The following is a 1,669-nucleotide window of genomic DNA, read 5'->3' on the forward strand; positions in this document are numbered from 1 at the left end:
TCAATTCTTGGGCGGCGCGGTTGCGCAGGGCTTCCATATCGTCGACGTCGTCTTCGCTGCCCGGATCAATAATCCACCCGAGCAGCTCGCATGCGGCCTGTCCGACCACCCAGATCTGTGCGGGGGCTCCCAACGGTGTCAGCGAGGCCCAGCGGATCAGCTTGTCCAGCTTCTCGACCGAATCGACCGGACCGGTCAACTCCCGCCCGGACGGTGTGTACGTCCCCGCAGCGGTCACGATCAGCGCATGGCCATCGGCGTCTTCGCCGGCGGGCAATGTGTCCCACACCGGTGTACGGGGTGTTGCCGTCGGCTCGATCTCCGATGCTGGGAGATCCAGGGCATCAGCGGGCGTCGTTGGTTCCGCCGTGGCGGTTTCTGACGTAGCTGTTCCCGCCGGTGCGATTTCGGTGGGCTCGTCGTCGCCGTTCACCGCAGCGCTGTCCACTTCTTTGCTGTCCACCTCGGGAGACGGCGGGGTTGGGGCGTCGTCGGCTTCGGCGACGTCGCAGTGCTCGGACGATTCCGGGTGTCCGGCAACGGCTGGCTCCGAGTCCGCCTGATCGGCTGCGACGAAGACACCAGCATCGACGCAGACGGCGTCATCATCATCGGGGACAACGTCATTGGTGGAAGCGGAAGACGTCGTCAGGGTTGCCTCGGGCAGTGCGAACAGGGGTATCTGTTCCCCCCGGCCGCTCATGACTCCTGCTCGGCGATCCGGCCGTCATGATCTGCCGGCGGGACGCTGTAGCGGTCGAAGAACTCCTGCAGGGCCACGTCCACGACGTTGGTCACCGTGGATTGGCGATTGTTCACCAGCCAGGTCAACCGGGCCTCCGTCGAGGCCAGGACCCGGGTATTGAGCGGAACCTTCGCCGGGCCCTTCCGCGGTTCCAACTTCGCCGTCAACTCCGGACTCGGCGTTCCCGCACCACCGGAGTCTCCCGCACCGGGAGCGCGTTTCCCCGACCCCGCGGCGCCTCGTCCGCCCGCGGTCGGGCGGCGGCGGGCGCCGCCCCCGGAATTTCCCACCTTCGCCATACCCACCCACTCGTATTCCGCGTGCCGCCCGTGTGCTTGCGCGGACATCACCCTACCCACTACGTGCCTTATTGCAGGTATTTTCGCTGGCATGTTTGCATGCAGATTTGCGCCCAGGATGTGACGGGGTGCTACCGGCGACGGCATTGACGCCGCCGGCGACGACCTAGTCGGAGACACAGCTCGGGTACGTCAGCGCAGGAAGCCGTCACGACCCGACCACCTCGGATTCGTCATTCCACCAGCGTGATCGGCACCCCGGGAGTGATGAACAGGTGGTGTTGAGCGCCGCCGTCATGGGTGAGGGACATCGCCACCCCCGGGGTGTGTCCCTCGGCGAACCGTGCGAGCAGCTCGCGGGTGGCCTCGAATCTGGTGTGGCTGATGCGGTAGGTGACACCCGCCTAAAGATGAGGCCGGGCACCCGACCCTCCTTCTGCTGGCGGTGGATCGTTGCCGAAAGTCTCGCTGACACCTGGCGACCGGCGAGGACGGACACACCGTCGCGGTCCGACGAAGGTATCGGCTGCGGGCGGGCTACCAGCGGTGGACGACGCTCGGGTCCGGCTCGTCGCTGCCCCGAATCGCGACCGGAGTCGCCGGCGTAATCAGCAGGCGAACCGTC

The 1,669-nt window shown here is 66.7% G+C and carries 1 protein-coding gene and 1 pseudogene; both read right to left on the minus strand.

Annotated features, from left to right (window positions below; translation table 11 throughout):
* A pseudogene (locus tag ACFWAY_RS53690) lies at positions 1–703 on the minus strand (hypothetical protein); the annotation flags it as partial.
* Positions 700–1,092 carry a hypothetical protein gene (locus tag ACFWAY_RS53695; RefSeq protein WP_378516529.1) on the minus strand — a complete coding sequence of 131 codons (393 nt, stop codon included), beginning with the start codon at positions 1,090–1,092 and terminating at the stop codon, positions 700–702. The gene ACFWAY_RS53695 and the pseudogene ACFWAY_RS53690, both read right to left, overlap by 4 nt.
* Positions 1,093–1,669: the final 577 nt, after the last annotated feature.

The organism is Rhodococcus sp. NPDC059968 (assembly GCF_042738615.1).
Lineage (GTDB): Bacteria > Actinomycetota > Actinomycetes > Mycobacteriales > Mycobacteriaceae > Rhodococcus_F.